The sequence below is a fragment of the Kitasatospora misakiensis genome (genome assembly GCF_042656005.1).
GTDB classification, from domain to species: Bacteria; Actinomycetota; Actinomycetes; order Streptomycetales; family Streptomycetaceae; genus Kitasatospora; species Kitasatospora misakiensis.
Window position 1 is genome coordinate 1 of record NZ_JBHSOF010000144.1, and the last position, 737, is coordinate 737.

At 75.0% G+C, this 737-nt stretch carries 1 pseudogene; it reads right to left on the reverse strand.

Annotated elements, in window-relative coordinates:
• Nucleotides 1–737 (reverse strand): annotated as a pseudogene (locus ACFP3U_RS36965) (hypothetical protein); the annotation flags it as partial.

Consider the following 737-nt stretch of genomic DNA (forward strand, 5'->3'; position numbering starts at 1 on the left):
CCGAGCCGGACACCCCCGCCTTGTTGGCGCGGGCCGTGTCCTTCTCCAGCCTGTTCGTCTCCCGGCGCTGCTCTGCGAGGTTGAGCTTCGCCCGCTCGTGGGCGATCTGAAGGCGCTCCAGGGCGTCCGGGTCGGTGCCCGGCTTGGCCTGGGCCTTCTTCAGTTCCTCCTCGGCCTCTTTCAGCCGGAGGACGGCCTCGCGCTCGTCGAGCCGCGACTCGCCGAGCCGCTGGTTCATGTCCTGCAGCGCGCGGGTGGCGTCGCGTCGCGCCTCTGTCAGGTCCTTCTGTGCGTCGCGGGCGTCGGTCTGGGCGTCACGGAGGTCGCGGACGGCGTCCCGTACCTGCTGCTGCGCGTCCTTCTGCCGCCGGGCGGCGTCCTCGATGGTGCGGGTGAGGCTCCGCTCGGCCTCGGCGACGGCGCGCAGCGCGTCCTTGATGCGCTCTGCGGCCTGCACTCGCGCGTCCGCGACACCGCGCTGAGCGTCGGCGAGGGACCGCTGCGCCGACTCCACCGCGCGGGTCGCGATCGCGGCGGCCTGCGCGTCCGCCGAGGAGTCGGCGAACGCGGCCTTGAACGCCTCGCCCACCCCGCTGAGGCCAATCTTCAGGGCGCCCGCGGCGGTGCCCGCGGTCGCCAGCGCCGGGGCCAGGGCGGCGGCGGCGCCCGCGGCGCTGGACAGGTTGGCTCCAACCGCCACCCCGGCCAGCGCGCCGATCCCTTTCAGGCCGACCGAG